The 16029-nt window shown below is 40.6% G+C and carries 6 protein-coding genes, 15 tRNA genes, 3 rRNA genes and 1 pseudogene; 1 reads left to right on the plus strand and 24 read right to left on the minus strand.

Features of this window, described 5'->3' with window-relative positions:
* The first annotated feature begins 37 nt into the window (after positions 1-37).
* Positions 38-508 carry an Rrf2 family transcriptional regulator gene (locus PYW37_RS09870; protein WP_003130820.1) on the plus strand — a complete coding sequence of 157 codons (471 nt, stop codon included), beginning with the start codon at positions 38-40 and terminating at the stop codon, positions 506-508.
* A 290-nt stretch (positions 509-798) separates the two neighbouring features.
* Here the strand turns inward: PYW37_RS09870 and PYW37_RS09875 are convergent, their stop codons facing one another.
* The 24 genes and pseudogenes from PYW37_RS09875 to PYW37_RS09990 form a co-directional block, all read right to left on the minus strand.
* A complete protein-coding gene (locus PYW37_RS09875) occupies positions 799-3045 on the minus strand; it encodes an ATP-dependent Clp protease ATP-binding subunit (RefSeq protein WP_012897283.1) in 2247 nt (748 codons plus the stop codon).
* 50 nt (positions 3046-3095) lie between these two features.
* Positions 3096-3434 (minus strand): hypothetical protein, encoded by a 339-nt coding sequence (locus PYW37_RS09880; protein ID WP_021723450.1) that lies wholly within the window; start codon positions 3432-3434, stop codon positions 3096-3098.
* A 284-nt stretch (positions 3435-3718) separates the two neighbouring features.
* Positions 3719-5085: pseudogene (locus PYW37_RS09885) on the minus strand (MFS transporter).
* Between the two features lie 164 nt (positions 5086-5249).
* Positions 5250-5993, minus strand: a complete 744-nt coding sequence (locus PYW37_RS09890; protein ID WP_010905438.1) for a MurR/RpiR family transcriptional regulator — start codon at positions 5991-5993, stop codon at positions 5250-5252.
* A 114-nt stretch (positions 5994-6107) separates the two neighbouring features.
* Positions 6108-7451: an RNA polymerase sigma factor RpoD gene (rpoD, locus tag PYW37_RS09895; RefSeq protein ID WP_003130829.1), complete on the minus strand. Its 1344-nt coding sequence runs from the start codon at positions 7449-7451 to the stop codon at positions 6108-6110.
* 76 nt (positions 7452-7527) lie between these two features.
* Positions 7528-9441, minus strand: coding sequence for a DNA primase (gene dnaG, locus PYW37_RS09900; RefSeq protein WP_025017195.1), 1914 nt, complete (start codon positions 9439-9441; stop codon positions 7528-7530).
* A 178-nt stretch (positions 9442-9619) separates the two neighbouring features.
* Positions 9620-9707 (minus strand) — tRNA-Ser (locus PYW37_RS09905).
* A gap of 42 nt (positions 9708-9749) precedes the next feature.
* Positions 9750-9823, minus strand: a tRNA-Ile gene (locus tag PYW37_RS09910).
* Positions 9824-9849: 26 nt separating this feature from the next.
* Positions 9850-9920 (minus strand) — tRNA-Gly (locus PYW37_RS09915).
* 10 nt (positions 9921-9930) lie between these two features.
* Positions 9931-10003, minus strand: a tRNA-Phe gene (locus PYW37_RS09920).
* 7 nt (positions 10004-10010) lie between these two features.
* A tRNA-Ile gene (locus PYW37_RS09925) sits at positions 10011-10084 on the minus strand.
* 12 nt (positions 10085-10096) lie between these two features.
* A tRNA-Met gene (locus PYW37_RS09930) sits at positions 10097-10170 on the minus strand.
* A 37-nt stretch (positions 10171-10207) separates the two neighbouring features.
* A tRNA-Pro gene (locus tag PYW37_RS09935) sits at positions 10208-10281 on the minus strand.
* Between the two features lie 5 nt (positions 10282-10286).
* Positions 10287-10360 (minus strand) — tRNA-Arg (locus tag PYW37_RS09940).
* 39 nt (positions 10361-10399) lie between these two features.
* A tRNA-Gly gene (locus PYW37_RS09945) sits at positions 10400-10471 on the minus strand.
* 25 nt (positions 10472-10496) lie between these two features.
* Positions 10497-10569 (minus strand) — tRNA-Thr (locus PYW37_RS09950).
* A gap of 12 nt (positions 10570-10581) precedes the next feature.
* Positions 10582-10663 (minus strand) — tRNA-Leu (locus tag PYW37_RS09955).
* Between the two features lie 8 nt (positions 10664-10671).
* Positions 10672-10744: transfer RNA gene (locus PYW37_RS09960), tRNA-Lys, on the minus strand.
* Between the two features lie 17 nt (positions 10745-10761).
* Positions 10762-10834 (minus strand) — tRNA-Asp (locus PYW37_RS09965).
* A 29-nt stretch (positions 10835-10863) separates the two neighbouring features.
* Positions 10864-10936 (minus strand) — tRNA-Val (locus PYW37_RS09970).
* A gap of 3 nt (positions 10937-10939) precedes the next feature.
* Positions 10940-11055: ribosomal RNA gene (gene rrf, locus PYW37_RS09975) — 5S ribosomal RNA — on the minus strand.
* Positions 11056-11138: 83 nt separating this feature from the next.
* Positions 11139-14039: ribosomal RNA gene (locus PYW37_RS09980) — 23S ribosomal RNA — on the minus strand.
* Between the two features lie 138 nt (positions 14040-14177).
* A tRNA-Ala gene (locus PYW37_RS09985) sits at positions 14178-14250 on the minus strand.
* 93 nt (positions 14251-14343) lie between these two features.
* A 16S ribosomal RNA gene (locus tag PYW37_RS09990) occupies positions 14344-15890 on the minus strand.
* The 16S, 23S and 5S rRNA genes sit together here with 15 tRNA genes alongside, the layout of an rRNA operon.
* Positions 15891-16029 lie beyond the last annotated feature (139 nt).

Below are 16029 nucleotides of genomic sequence, written 5' to 3' on the forward strand. Positions count from 1 at the left end.
AATCTTTTTTAATTTAAAATGTTTAAGGAGCTTCATCATGAAATTATCATCTGGTTGGGAACAATCTGTTTATGTATTACTTATTTTGGCAAGACTTCCTGAAAATCGGACCATGTCATCAATTGCACTTGCAAATCGTCTCAAAGTTTCGCCTTCATATCTCAAAAAAATTATTAAATCTTTAGTTGATGAGGGACTTTTACGCTCTACTCCAGGGAAAAATGGCGGTTTTTCACTCAATAAAGACCTTCATGATATTAGTTTTTACGATGTCTTTTTGGCCATCGAAGGACGGGGTCGAATTTTTCAAAGTCAAGGTCTTTTGCAAAATTTTATTGGTTCAGAGTCTGGCAAAGCAAAGCGTTGTGCCATTACAAGCGCTCTTGATGAAATTGAAAATACGCTTGTCAGAACACTATCAAATGTTTCACTAGCCCAAGTTGCTGACGAAACTCAATATAATTATAATCTTGGTTATCTTGATGAGTGGATTGATGAAATGGATTAAAGGATTTTCTGACAGAGCTGCAATTCATTACGAACAATGAAGTTACAAATAGAAAAATTACTGACGAGATTCACGTCAGTTCAATGCGACCAAGGGGAGCAATGAAGTTGGGGATAAAAAAAATTGCTGACAAGATTCATGTCAGTTCAATGCGACCAAGGAGAGCATTGAAGTTGTAGATAGAAAAATTGCTGACAAGATTCATGTCAGCAATTTTTCATTATTTCATTATTTCATTATTTCATTATTTTATTTTTTCTATCACTAAAAATTTTACTGACAGACATTTTTTATTCAGCAGGAACTTCTTCATCAGTCGTTTCTGCTGCTTCTTGAGCTTGATTAGAGATAACAATTTTATCATCAATCAAATCAGCAACCAATTCTTTGTATTCAGGGTGTTCAATATAGAAGTCAGCAATTGAATCTTCGATATTTTCTTGAATTGTTCTACGAAGTGGTCTTGCACCCATTGCTGGATTGTAACCTAGATCAACTAATTTTTCTTTTGCTGCTTGAGTGACACTAAGATGAATATCATTACGTCCAATTTGTTCGTTGACTTCATCAAGCATCAAATCAACAATTTTAAGGAGATTTTCTTTGCTCAAAGCAGAGAATTCAATAATTCCGTCAAAACGGTTCATGAATTCGGGGCTAAAGAAATCGCCAAGCTGACCAAGCACTGATTTAGTTCGTCCCTCACGAGCAGCACCAAATCCGACAGAGGCTTCAACTTTACCAGTTCCGGCATTAGAAGTCATAATAATCAAACTATCTTTAAAGGATACTGTCCGTCCTTGTGCGTCTGTCAGACGTCCATCTTCAAGAATTTGCAAGAACATGTGCATCACATCTGGATGTGCTTTTTCGATTTCATCTAATAAAATCAAACTGTAGGGATTACGACGAACACGTTCAGTCAATTGACCAGCTTCTTCATAACCCACATATCCTGGAGGGGCTCCAATCAATTTGGCCACCGAATGTTTTTCCATGTATTCCGACATGTCAAAACGAATCATACTTTCACTTGAGCCAAATAATTCTTTAGCCAATTGTTTAGCAAGTTCTGTTTTACCAACACCTGTTGGACCAACGAAAAGGAAAGAACCAATTGGACGATTAGGTTTACCAAGTCCCACACGAGAACGACGGATAGCTTTAGCAATCTTATCCACTGCTTCATCCTGACCAATCACATGTGCTTTCAAATCATCAGCCAAATTAATCAATTGGGTTTGTTCTTTTTCTTTCAAATCACCAACTGGAATATGTGTTTTTTGCTCAACAATTTGTTCAATATCTTTTTCAGTGATGACAGGAATTTCATCATCTGAAACTTCATGATTTTGTAATTCACGAAGTTTAGTGATTTGGTCACGGAAATGAGCGGCTTTTTCAAAATCTTCAGCCTGTGTTGCTTCATTTTTCTTCGTTTCTGCATCCGCAATCCGACGATTAATATCTTCAGGATCAACAAATTTCAAGGTTAGATTTTTCTTAGAACCAGACTCATCCAAAAGGTCAATGGCTTTATCTGGTAAGAAACGGTCTTGAATGTAACGATTTGACAAATGAGCGGCTGCTTCAATAGCCTCATCAGTGTATTTCACGTGATGATAATCTTCATAACGTGCTTGAATGCCTCGCAAAATAGTAATTGTTTCATCAACTGATGGTTCATCGACTTTAACTGGTTGCATCCGGCGTTCAAGCGCAGCATCTTTTTCAATGATGCGATATTCATTGAGCGTTGTTGCTCCGACCAATTGAAGCTCACCACGCGCAAGCGCAGGTTTTAGGATATTTCCTGCATCCATATTGCCATCACCGGCAGAACCAGCACCAACAATTTCATGAATTTCATCAATAAACATAATCACATCATTACGTTTTCTGATTTCATCCATTAATTTTTGCATCCGTTCTTCAAATTGTCCACGAATTCCTGTTCCTTGAACAAGAGAAACAACATCAAGACGAATCACTTCTTTATTTTGTAGTTTTTGCGGCACATCTCCGTCCACAATTTTTTGCGCTAAACCTTCAACAACTGCTGTTTTACCAACACCAGGTTCACCAATTAATACAGGATTATTCTTAGTCCTACGATTTAAAATCTCAATGACACGTTTAATTTCTTCATCACGCCCAATCACTGGGTCAATTTCGCCACGACGAGCTGACTCTGTGATGTTAATTCCAAATTCTTCTAACATTCCTTTAGGTTGTTTTGCCCGAGGATTTTGTGGACCGCGCGGACCACGTCCACCTGTTTGTGTTGGTGGAGTTTGAGTGCTTGCTGCTCCATTAAAATCTTGACCGTGCAAAGCACTAAAGATATCATTAAATGGATTAAATGGTTCATCAGAATTTCCATTTGAGGCATTTCCTGCGCCAAATAAAGCTTCTTGACCACCAGATTTCATAATTTGATAACAGTTTTGGCACAAATCAATTTGTTTTTTCTGACCATTTACACTTGTGTAAAGGTGAATCGTCGCTTCATTAATATTACAATTTTGACAAAGCATCGCTTTCCTCCTCTTAATTCTCAGTAATTAATTTTAAACTAATTTTCCCTTCACGGTTTGGAAGGAGTTAATCTAAAATCAGGACCAACTTCGATGTAAAGTTTTTTATATTTGAAATTTCTTGTGGTGATGACTAGAACTCGCTCATTATTTCGGACATCCCAAAACTCATTTTCACCGTTTTCTCTGAACCAACCGCCATAGTACCAAGCGTTAGTTCCTGCTACTTTTTTATAGAATTTTGGTTTTTTCATATCAGAAACAAGTTGAACAGATTCCAAATTTTCCGGGTCAATCTTGATATGTTTTCTTAAAGAAAGAACTTTTCTTGCCCCTCTAAGTTCAATATCAATGCCACCATTTTTTTCAAAATAGACAGTAGTCGTCATTTTCTCTCCTTATTTATAATTTAAGTGATAACGGTTACTTTCATTTTACATCAAATTTAAAAAATCAATAAATCATTTCTCCCTTTTAAAATAAAAAGTTTGACCATATTTGACCATTGATAAATTTATTATAATCATTTTAGGAAAATTTAGCAAGTCTTTTGAACTTTATAAATAAATTTTTAATAAAAAATACTGACAAAGCTGTCAGTAGAGCCAAAATATAATATAAAAAATTTAGCTTTTCCTTCATAGATTTGTCAGTAATTTTTTTATTTTGTCAGTTAGCCTGCATCATCAATTTTCTTATATAATCGATTTTGATGAACCAAGATATAAATTGAAGCAAGAATGGCAATGCCGGCAAAAATATAAACAATGATATTTCCTGCTGACCAGCCGTATGCTTGAACAAGCCAACCAATAACCAGAGTTGCTGTCACTTCACCAATAATGTACTGACAGAACCCCATCGTACCCGTTGACATTCCATTGGCAAATTTGGGGACAGCTTCATTGACCATCAGCCCGACAATCGTTGCTGGAGCATAAATGAAAGTTCCCATAATTAATAACACAATAATAATCAAAGTATGATTGGTCGCTGCAAAATAAGTAATCAGACAGGCAAGCATGGCAATCAATGAAACCAAAACCATAATGGCCCGACGGCCTTTAAGTAAATCAGTGATAAATCCGATGATAATAACACCAGGTACAGCTGCAAGTTCAAAAATTCCTGTCAGCCATTTTGCTGTTGAATTATCAAATTCTTTGACATTAACCAGATAGTTTGGAATCCAACTCATAATTCCATAACGAACGACATAGATTGACAATGAGGTCAAAATGATCGCCCACACGAGTTTATTTTTGACAATGTATTCAAAAAATATTTTAAAAACATTGTCATTAGAAACATCGCCTTCAACAATTTCTCCGTCTTTAATAACCACTTTGTCGCCAGAATATTCTTCAATTGTCGGTAATCCTTTCGTCGTTGGACGGTCAGAACCCAGAAATAAAACGATAATAGCAATGACAATCGAAACAATTGATGCTGTCCAAAAACTCCATTGAAGCGAAGCGCCGAAAAAGAAAGCAGATAAATTAATAACAGCCACACACATGCAAGCTCCAGCATTATGAGCTGATGACCAGATTGAAAATGCTGTCCCACGCGCCATAATCGAACCTTTTGCTTTTCGGCCAAACCATAAACCGACTAAACGCTGACAAGCCGCAGCTCCCATACCTTGCATAACCGAGTTAAGCAACATCAGAAAGACAATCATCCCAAAACTTTGGGTTGCTCCATAAAGCGCATTGATAATCGCTGACACAATCAATCCTGTCGCCACATAACGGTTTGGATTGCCCGGTCAGCTAAAGTCCCCATAATCAGCTTTGAAATTCCATAGCCAATCCCAAACATGGAGAGAATTGTCCCAATTTGTCCCATCGAAAAACCATAAGCCTTGGAAATATCATTTTGTTGAACGGTAAAGATCAATCGAATAATATAATAACCAATATAAACGATTACTGTCGAAATTAAAACTCGAGTTTGCCACATTTTATACAACCGGGGAACTTTTTCCTCTGATATTTTTTGCTCCGCATCTGGAGCGGGTTTTAAGAATCCAAACATTTTGAATCCCCTTTCATTTTGATGAATTAATTATAACCCACTCCCATTTGAAATAAATTCCTGATTAAGCCATAATTTCAGGAATTTATTTTTAAATCAAAAAAATTTACTGACAGAATATAATCGTCAGCTTACATTACAATCTGTCAGTAAATCTCTAGCACTCAAACAATTGCACCGTATTCTTTATACTGTTTGTAAAGTTGGATTAAAAGGTGAATAATTAATTCTAAGGGGAGCATATTATTATAATCAACAAGGATTTTCCCTGACAGGTTCTTTTGATAAGCAAGCAAAAGCAAATCACTTTGTTCAACCAGCCTACTCTTATAGTTACCAGTAATAGCTAAAACCTTTTTTCCATCTCTTTTGGCCTTCTGTGCTGTTGCCACAATCAAATCTGTTTCACCTGATAAACTAAGACCAATTACAAATGTATTTCTAGGCAATTTTTCAAGATATGCTTGCATATTATCTTGATATAAGCTGACAGCTTTAACATCTAAAAATTGCAAATCTCTCGCAAATGAGTCAGCTATCCGAACAGATAATCCTCTTGAAATAATCACGACTGAAGCTGCATGAAAAATATTTTCAACAACTTTAGCTAAGTTTTCACTCTCTAGCAGCCTTACTGTCATTAATAATTCTTCAATATTTTCAGAGACAACTTGATTTGCATCTTTTGTCAGCCCATAAATCCAATCATGTCTATTTAATTTTTGTTTTTCCATATTTTTGTATTCAGAAAAACCAGAAAAATTTTTCTTTTTCAAAGTTCGAATAATTGATGAAGGACTGACATGGGCAGATTCAGCAATTTGAGCAACCGTCATTTGAATTATTTTTGCTTTATTTTCTTCTAAATAATTCCAAATATAAATTTCGACACTAGTTAAATGGTTCATAAAACTCCTCTGAATAAAAAATAATTTTATATAATACAAACTGAATCATAATACATACTATCTCTAAAAAAATATAAAAAAACTTACTGACAGTTTCATCAGTAAGTTTTTAAATTACATAAAGTCACGCAACGGTTTAGAACGACGTGGGTGACGAAGTTTTTTGATTGCTTTTGCTTCAATCTGACGAATACGTTCACGTGTCACTTTGAATTGTTTACCAACATCTTCCAAAGTATGCATGCGTCCATCATCAAGACCAAAACGCATTCTCAAAACATTTTCTTCACGGTCAGTCAAAGTATCCATGACTTCATCTAACTGTTCACGTAAAAGAATACGGTTTGTATAATCAACAGGTGATTCGATTACATCATCTTCAATGAAGTCACCAAGATGTGAATCATCTTCTTCACCGATAGGTGTTTCGAGTGAGACTGGTTCTTGAGCAATTTTCAGAACTTCACGAACTTTATCTGGCGCCATGTGCAACTCTTTACCAATTTCTTCTGGTGAAGGATCGCGTCCGAGTTCTTGCAAAAGATTACGTTGAACACGAATCAATTTATTGATTGTTTCAACCATATGCACTGGAATACGAATCGTGCGGGCTTGGTCAGCAATCGCACGTGTAATTGCTTGGCGAATCCACCATGTGGCATAAGTCGAGAACTTGAATCCTTTTGTATGGTCAAATTTATCCACAGCCTTCATCAAGCCCATATTTCCTTCTTGAATCAAGTCCAAAAATTGCATTCCACGTCCAGAATAACGTTTTGCAATTGAAACAACCAAACGCAAGTTGGCTTCGGCAAGCATTTGTTTCGCAAATTCTGCCCCTTCACCACCAGCAATAATTGCTTCAGCAAGTTTTGTTTCTTCATCAAGAGAAATCAATGGATAACGACCGATTTCTTTAAGATACATGCGAACAGGATCATCGATACGAACATTCGTAACAATTTCATCCATTGCAGTATCTGAAACTTCTTCTTTTTCAATTTCATCAGTGACAAGAGCCAAAGGACTTGGATTTCCATCTTTATCCACAATTGAAATTCCTGCATCTTGAATTTGTTTAAACAAGTCTTCAAGCGCATCATCAACAATCCCAAATTTAACAGAAAGTTCATCCATGATTTCTTCATCAAGCGCTTCACCCAAAGGTTTACGTTTGGTAATATAGCTTTTAACTGCTTTTTCATAAGCTTTTACGTTAAAAGTATCACCATTTTCTTTGACTTCAACTCTTGCTAATGTCTTAGGACTATCCATCTTTTCAACAACAACAGGTTTAACATTTAATGCTTCAAGAAGACGACGTTCTTCACCAGGTCCAACTGAACTTGAATGTGATTTTACAAGTAAGCCAATTTCTTGAGCCTTCTCAACCAAAACACGGTTTTGAACGCCAGTTTCTTTTGAAATTTGACTTATTCTTTTTTTATTTGCTGCCAATTCGCTCCTCCTCTTTGGGTAAAACTACTGACAAAACTGTCATTAAATAGACTAGCCAATTGTCAGTAAAAAATTATCATAATTTTTTCTTTTGGTTAATAATCTGAAGGGTTAACTCTAAGACACGTTCTTTGTTTCCTGCTTTCTCAGCAGTTGCCAACTGTTGAATGAGTTCTTCAAATTTTATTTGTTCCATTTCATTAGAAAAAATGGAAACTAAGTCATTGATTTCCTGACTTGATGCTGTATCAGGCAAATCTAAACTTATAATCTGGTAAAACAGACTACGTTCTTCGTCTGACAGCTCACTTGCTAAGTGTGATTCATCAATTTGTTCATAAACCATTGCTTCAAGCAAGATTTTATCAAATAAATCTTGATAACGTTTATGGACGAATCTAAAATTTTCATCTTGAGAAAATTTTTTCAAAACTGATGAATGATAAATCATTCGATGGAGTAGCATTTCTTCGGCTTTTTCCGAACGTGATAACTTAGGAACCTGAACAGATGGTTGAACAACTTGAGCCGATTCACTTCTTCTGTAAGTTTGTTGAGTTTTAACATTATTCTCATAATAAGTCTCCTCAAAATCTACAGGCATGACCGATTCAAGACTAGAATAATCATTTTCGTCAGTAAAACTTTCGGTCAAACTTGAAGCATCTAAATTACTGACAGGATGGTCAGTAATTTTCATATTTTCACGCCGTAAATTTACAGCCTGCTCCACTTGATTATACTCGAAATCAGGCAAAATCTCAACTAATTTTCTTATATAGGCATCCTGAGCCGTAATCGATGGAAGCTTTGCAATCATTGGTGAAATCTGTTCAATAAAATCAAGTTGCGTTTGTAAATTAGCAAGGTTTTCAGGTCTCAAATAATCAATTAAAAATTCAATGGGTTGAATACGCCCCGTTTCCATTAAGGCAGATAATCCCTTCAAACCATAATTTTTAGAATACTCATCTGGATCAAGTCCTTCTGGAACCTTTACAATCTGTACAGCAGATTCACCAATCAAATCAATGGCCTTATAAATTGCATTTTGCCCAGCAGAATCTCCATCATAAACTAATACGAATTTTTTTGCCATTTGTTTCAAACGGCGGACGTGTTTTTCGGTTAATGCCGTCCCCATTGAGGCAACAACATTATTTATTCCAGCTTTATAAGACGCAATAACATCCATAAAACCTTCCATTAAATAGACTTCATGCTGCTTTGAAATTGTTGGTTTTGCTTTATCTAAATTCCAAAGTTCATAAGATTTATCAAATATAGTTGTTGCTGAAGTATTAATATATTTGGCTTTAGAATCATCATTTTCCTGCCATTTACGTCCAGAAAAACCAATTGTCTGTCCATATTCGTTGGTGATTGGAAACATGATTCGGTTCGTAAAAGCATCAAAAACTTTATTATTTGAGAAATGAAATAAACCAGACTTTGCCATAATTTCTTCATCAAACTTATTTGATAAATTTTTAAAAATAAAATCATTTTCTTCAGGAGCTAAACCAATATTAAATCTCTTGATTACATCATCAGTAATCCCCCGCTCCTCAAGATATTTCCTAGCCCGTTCACCCAACTCCGTTGACATCAATAGAATATTGTATAAACGAGCAGCCTGGTTATTGATTTCAAACAATGGTGCATTTGGATTATTTTTTTCTTCTCTATCATCAGAAATGTTAAGAGTAACTCCTGCAAAATCAGCCAGTTCCTTAACAGCATCAACGAATCCAACTTGATTGTATTCTTTTAAAAACTCAATCGCATCACCAGAGCGCCCACAACCAAAACAATGATAAAAACCTTTTTCAGCATTTACATTAAAGGAAGGAGTTTTCTCACCATGAAAAGGGCATAAACCAATATAATTCTTACCTGTACGACTTAAAGCAACATACTGTGAAATTAAATCAGCAATATTAACTTTTGACTTTAAATCATTAACAACCTCAGTGTCAAGTGAAACCATAATCTCCCCCTTCATCCCTACGATTAATCATAAAAGTAATCTCATAAAATAAGTATAACACTTCAGAAAGGTTCTTAATCATCATTCATTTTCTAAAATAAATATAACTTACGAAATCTTACTGATTTTATGGCTTTAAAGTCTAAAAGACGCCTATTAAAGAATAGACGTCGAACAAAGGGGGGTAAGGGATTCGAACCCTCGCGCCGGTTTCCCGACCTAACGATTTAGCAAACCGTCCTCTTCAGCCTCTTGAGTAACCCCCCATAGGCTTATTAACAATGAATAGATACCTTACATATCCATTATGGGAATTCCAGGATTCGAACCTGGGACCCCTGCGTTATCAACACAGTGCTCTAACCAACTGAGCTAAACTCCCAATTTATTGTTTTCAATTGAAAACTAAGCGGATGACGAGAATCGAACTCGCGTAGCCAGCTTGGAAGGCTGGGGTTCTACCATTAAACTACATCCGCTAACAAAGAATGGCGCGAGACGGAATCGAACCGCCGACACATGGAGCTTCAATCCATTGCTCTACCAACTGAGCTACCGAGCCAAAGATATGGATCTTGCTGGATTCGAACCAGCGACCGATCGGTTATGAGCCGATAGCTCTAACCAACTGAGCTAAAGATCCAGCTGATAAATATAGCGGCGAAGGGGATCGAACCCCCGACCTCTCGGGTATGAACCGAACGCTCTAGCCAGCTGAGCTACACCGCCATTTTTGACATAAGTCAAATTGATGTAAAAACATCAATCGGGAAGACAGGATTCGAACCTGCGACACCTTGGTCCCAAACCAAGTACTCTACCAAGCTGAGCTACTTCCCGTTATATGCAAGCGGTAGGATTCGAACCTACAACCGCCTGATTCGTAGTCAGGTACTCTATCCAGTTGAGCCACGCCTGCAAATAACATTTTTATAAATAACTAGTAATAATACTAGTAAGCGAACGACGAGATTCGAACTCGCGACCCCAACCATGGCAAGGTTGTGTTCTACCCCTGAACTACGTTCGCACTTAAACTTTGTGTCTTACGACAATGCCGACTACATGATTCGAACACGCGACCCTCTGATTACAAATCAGATGCTCTACCAACTGAGCTAAGTCGGCTAATACCTAGTATGCGGATGAAGGGACTTGAACCCCCACGCCGTTAAGCGCTAGATCCTAAATCTAGTGCGTCTGCCAATTCCGCCACATCCGCTAGGATTATGACCCGTGCTGGGCTCGAACCAGCGACCCTTTGATTAAAAGTCAAATGCTCTACCAACTGAGCTAACGAGTCATTAGTATTTCTACTAACGGTTCTGACGGGAATCGAACCCGCGATCTTCGCCGTGACAGGGCGACGTGATAACCGCTACACTACAGAACCTTTATTCACTTAATGGCTGAAACAACCAATGGGAGTTAACGGGATCGAACCGCTGACCCTCTGCTTGTAAGGCAGATGCTCTCCCAGCTGAGCTAAACTCCCAAAACTTGGCCACTCGCCTATCTCCCAGGGGGCAACCCCCAAGTACTTCCGCCGTAGATGGACTTAACTTCTGTGTTCGACATGGGAACAGGTGTATCTCCATCGCAATGATGACCAAATCATTAAATGTTACCTTGAACATTCAAAACTAAATAACAATTCTTCTAACTTTTAAACCATAAGCATATTATATTTGACTCTTTTGGTAAAGTCCTCGAGCGATTAGTACTGGTCCGCTCCAAGTCTCGCAACTCTTCCACTTCCAGCCTATCTACCAGATCATCTCTCTGGGCTCTTAATTCTTACGAATGGGTAATCTCATCTTGAGGTGGGCTTCGCACTTAGATGCTTTCAGCGCTTATCCCTTCCCTACATAGCTATCCAGCCGTGCTCCTGGCGGAACAACTGGTACACCAGCGGTAAGTCCATCCCGGTCCTCTCGTACTAAGGACAGATCCTCTCAAATTACCTACGCCCGCGACGGATAGGGACCGAACTGTCTCACGACGTTCTGAACCCAGCTCGCGTGCCGCTTTAATGGGCGAACAGCCCAACCCTTGGGACCGACTACAGCCCCAGGATGCGACGAGCCGACATCGAGGTGCCAAACCTCCCCGTCGATGTGAACTCTTGGGGGAGATAAGCCTGTTATCCCCAGGGTAGCTTTTATCCGTTGAGCGATGGCCCTTCCATGCGGTACCACCGGATCACTAAGTCCTAGTTTCCTACCTGCTCGAGTTGTAGCTCTCGCAGTCAAGCTGGCTTTTACCTTTACACTCTACGATTGATTTCCAACCAATCTGAGCCAACCTTTGAGCGCCTCCGTTACTCTTTAGGAGGCGACCGCCCCAGTCAAACTGTCCGTCAGACACTGTCTCCCTGGCCGATTATGCCAGCGGGTTAGAGTAACCATAAGTCAAGGGTAGTATCCCAACAACGCCTCAATAGAAACTAGCGTCCCTATTTCAATGGCTCCTACCTATCCTGTACATGACTTACAGGTACTCAATATCAAACTACAGTAAAGCTCCATGGGGTCTTTCCGTCCTGTCGCGGGTAACCTGCATCTTCACAGGTACTAAAATTTCACCGAGTCTCTCGTTGAGACAGTGCCCAAATCATTACGCCTTTCGTGCGGGTCGGAACTTACCCGACAAGGAATTTCGCTACCTTAGGACCGTTATAGTTACGGCCGCCGTTTACTGGGGCTTCAATTCATACCTTCGACTTACGTCTAAGCACTCCTCTTAACCTTCCAGCACCGGGCAGGCGTCACCCCCTATACATCACCTTGCGGTTTAGCAGAGAGCTGTGTTTTTGATAAACAGTTGCTTGGGCCTATTCACTGCGGCTGGCTTTTACACCAGCACCCCTTCTCCCGAAGTTACGGGGCTATTTTGCCGAGTTCCTTAACGAGAGTTCTCTCGATCACCTGAGGCTACTCGCCTCGACTACCTGTGTCGGTTTGCGGTACGGGTAGATATGACTTTACGCTAGAAGCTTTTCTTGGCAGTGTGACATCAGAGAGTTCGCAACCGTAGTTGCTTCCCCATCACAGCTCAATGTTAAAGAGAAATGCATTTGACACATCTCACACCTCACTGCTTAGACCAGAATCCATTAACTGGCATCTCTTAGCCTACTGCGTCCCTCCATCACGATCATATCTAGTACTGGAATATCAACCAGTTGTCCATCGACTACGCCTTTCGGCCTCGCCTTAGGTCCCGACTAACCCAGGGCGGACGAGCCTTCCCCTGGAAACCTTAGTCTTACGGTGGATAAGATTCTCACTTATCTTGCGCTACTCATACCGGCATTCTCACTTCTTAACGCTCCAGCACTCCTCACGGTATACCTTCATCGCGGTTAAGAACGCTCTCCTACCATTTAATTAAATTAAATCCAAAGCTTCGGTAATATGTTTAGCCCCGGTACATTTTCGGCGCAGGGTCACTCGACTAGTGAGCTATTACGCACTCTTTGAATGATAGCTGCTTCTGAGCTAACATCCTAGTTGTCTGTGCAACCCCACATCCTTTTCCACTTAACATATATTTTGGGACCTTAGCTGTTGGTCTGGGCTGTTTCCCTTTCGACTACGGATCTTAGCACTCGCAGTCTGACTGCCGAACATGTGTATTAGCATTCGGAGTTTATCTGAGATTGGTAATCCTAGACGGACCCCTCACCCAAACAGTGCTCTACCTCCAATACACTTACATTTCGACGCTAGCCCTAAAGCTATTTCGGAGAGAACCAGCTATCTCCCAGTTCGTTTGGAATTTCTCCGCTATCCACAAGTCATCCAAACACTTTTCAACGTGTCCTGGTTCGGGCCTCCAGTGCGTCTTACCACACCTTCACCCTGCTCATGGATAGGTCACTAGGTTTCGGGTCTACATCATGATACTAAGTCGCCCTATTCAGACTCGGTTTCCCTACGGCTCCGTCTCTTCAACTTAACCTCGCATCATAACGTAACTCGCCGGTTCATTCTACAAAAGGCACGCTCTCACCCATTAACGGGCTCGAACTTCTTGTAGGCACACGGTTTCAGGTGCTATTTCACTCCCCTCTCGGGGTTCTTTTCACCTTTCCCTCACGGTACTGGTTCACTATCGGTCACTAAGGAGTATTTAGGGTTGGGAGATGGTCCTCCCGGATTCAAACTGGATTTCGCGTGTCCAGCCCTACTCAGGATACTGCTAGGTATAAGCGCTATTTCGTCTACGGGATTATTACCCTCTTTGATTAACCTTCCCAGGTTATTCGACTATAATGCTTAAGTCCACGTTGCAGTCCTACAACCCCAAGAAGCAAGCTTCTTGGTTTGCCCTTCTTCGCGTTCGCTCGCCGCTACTTACGAAATCGTTTTTACTTTCTCTTCCTGCAGGTACTTAGATGTTTCAGTTCTCTGCGTTACCTTTACATGAGCTATGTATTCACTCATGAATAACTGCTAGTAGCAGCTGGGTTTCCCCATTCGGAGACCTAGGGATCAATGCGTACTTACTGCTCCCCCTAGAATATCGTCGTTAGTCACGTCCTTCATCGGCTCTTAGTGCCAAGGCATCCACCGTGCGCCCTTATTAACTTTGCCATGATGATTTATAATCATCGTTTTTCAAGTATAAGTTTGTAAATTCTTTAAAATTCACAGCTTTTGGTTTATTTATCGTTATTAGATATTGTTATTTAGTTTTCAATGTTCAAGTGATTTTAACGTCTTGTCTGACAATGGAGCCTAGCGGGATCGAACCGCTGACCTCCTGCGTGCAAAGCAGGCGCTCTCCCAGCTGAGCTAAGGCCCCACAATCAAGAATTTGATTCTTGCTTAGGTTTATGACTAAACCCCTCAAAACTGAATAAAGTTGAATGCTCACGTCTTTGTATATATTCCTTAGAAAGGAGGTGATCCAGCCGCACCTTCCGATACGGCTACCTTGTTACGACTTCACCCCAGTCATCGGTCTTACCTTAGGAAGCGCCCTCCTTGCGGTTAGGCAACCTACTTCGGGTACTCCCAACTCCCGTGGTGTGACGGGCGGTGTGTACAAGGCCCGGGAACGTATTCACCGCGGCGTGCTGATCCGCGATTACTAGCGATTCCGACTTCATGTAGGCGAGTTGCAGCCTACAATCCGAACTGAGAATGGTTTTAAGAGATTAGCTAAACATCACTGTCTCGCGACTCGTTGTACCATCCATTGTAGCACGTGTGTAGCCCAGGTCATAAGGGGCATGATGATTTGACGTCATCCCCACCTTCCTCCGGTTTATCACCGGCAGTCTCGTTAGAGTGCCCAACTTAATGATGGCAACTAACAATAGGGGTTGCGCTCGTTGCGGGACTTAACCCAACATCTCACGACACGAGCTGACGACAACCATGCACCACCTGTATCCCGTGTCCCGAAGGAACTTCCTATCTCTAGGAATAGCACGAGTATGTCAAGACCTGGTAAGGTTCTTCGCGTTGCTTCGAATTAAACCACATGCTCCACCGCTTGTGCGGGCCCCCGTCAATTCCTTTGAGTTTCAACCTTGCGGTCGTACTCCCCAGGCGGAGTGCTTATTGCGTTAGCTGCGATACAGAGAACTTATAGCTCCCTACATCTAGCACTCATCGTTTACGGCGTGGACTACCAGGGTATCTAATCCTGTTTGCTCCCCACGCTTTCGAGCCTCAGTGTCAGTTACAGGCCAGAGAGCCGCTTTCGCCACCGGTGTTCCTCCATATATCTACGCATTTCACCGCTACACATGGAATTCCACTCTCCTCTCCTGCACTCAAGTCTACCAGTTTCCAATGCATACAATGGTTGAGCCACTGCCTTTTACACCAGACTTAATAAACCACCTGCGCTCGCTTTACGCCCAATAAATCCGGACAACGCTCGGGACCTACGTATTACCGCGGCTGCTGGCACGTAGTTAGCCGTCCCTTTCTGGGTAGTTACCGTCACTTGATGAGCTTTCCACTCTCACCAACGTTCTTCTCTACCAACAGAGTTTTACGATCCGAAAACCTTCTTCACTCACGCGGCGTTGCTCGGTCAGACTTTCGTCCATTGCCGAAGATTCCCTACTGCTGCCTCCCGTAGGAGTTTGGGCCGTGTCTCAGTCCCAATGTGGCCGATCACCCTCTCAGGTCGGCTATGTATCATCGCCTTGGTGAGCCTTTACCTCACCAACTAGCTAATACAACGCGGGATCATCTTTGAGTGATGCAATTGCATCTTTCAAACTTAAAACTTGTGTTTAAAGTTTTTATGCGGTATTAGCATTCGTTTCCAAATGTTGTCCCCCGCTCAAAGGCAGATTCCCCACGCGTTACTCACCCGTTCGCTGCTCATCCAGTCGGTACAAGTACCAACCTTCAGCGCTCAACTTGCATGTATTAGGCACGCCGCCAGCGTTCGTCCTGAGCCAGGATCAAACTCTCAAATAAAGTATTTAAGTCACCTTAGTGACTGGCTTGTCTTTCATTATTGATTGACAGATTTTTGATGTATCTTACTACATCACATGAGTCATTCTTCTTTATTCAGTTTTCAATGGTCTAGCTTATCGCTTCAAGACTCTCGTCT

Source organism: Lactococcus lactis (genome assembly GCF_029023865.1).
GTDB classification, from domain to species: domain Bacteria; phylum Bacillota; class Bacilli; order Lactobacillales; family Streptococcaceae; genus Lactococcus; species Lactococcus lactis.

Coding starts and splice junctions, on each gene's coding strand:
- PYW37_RS09870 (WP_003130820.1), top strand. CDS start 38: ATGAAATTATCATCTGGTTGGGAACAATCTGTTTATGTATTACTTATT.
- PYW37_RS09875 (WP_012897283.1), bottom strand. CDS start 3,045: ATGCTTTGTCAAAATTGTAATATTAATGAAGCGACGATTCACCTTTAC.
- PYW37_RS09880 (WP_021723450.1), bottom strand. CDS start 3,434: ATGACGACTACTGTCTATTTTGAAAAAAATGGTGGCATTGATATTGAA.
- PYW37_RS09890 (WP_010905438.1), bottom strand. CDS start 5,993: ATGAACCATTTAACTAGTGTCGAAATTTATATTTGGAATTATTTAGAA.
- dnaG (WP_025017195.1), bottom strand. CDS start 9,441: ATGGTTTCACTTGACACTGAGGTTGTTAATGATTTAAAGTCAAAAGTT.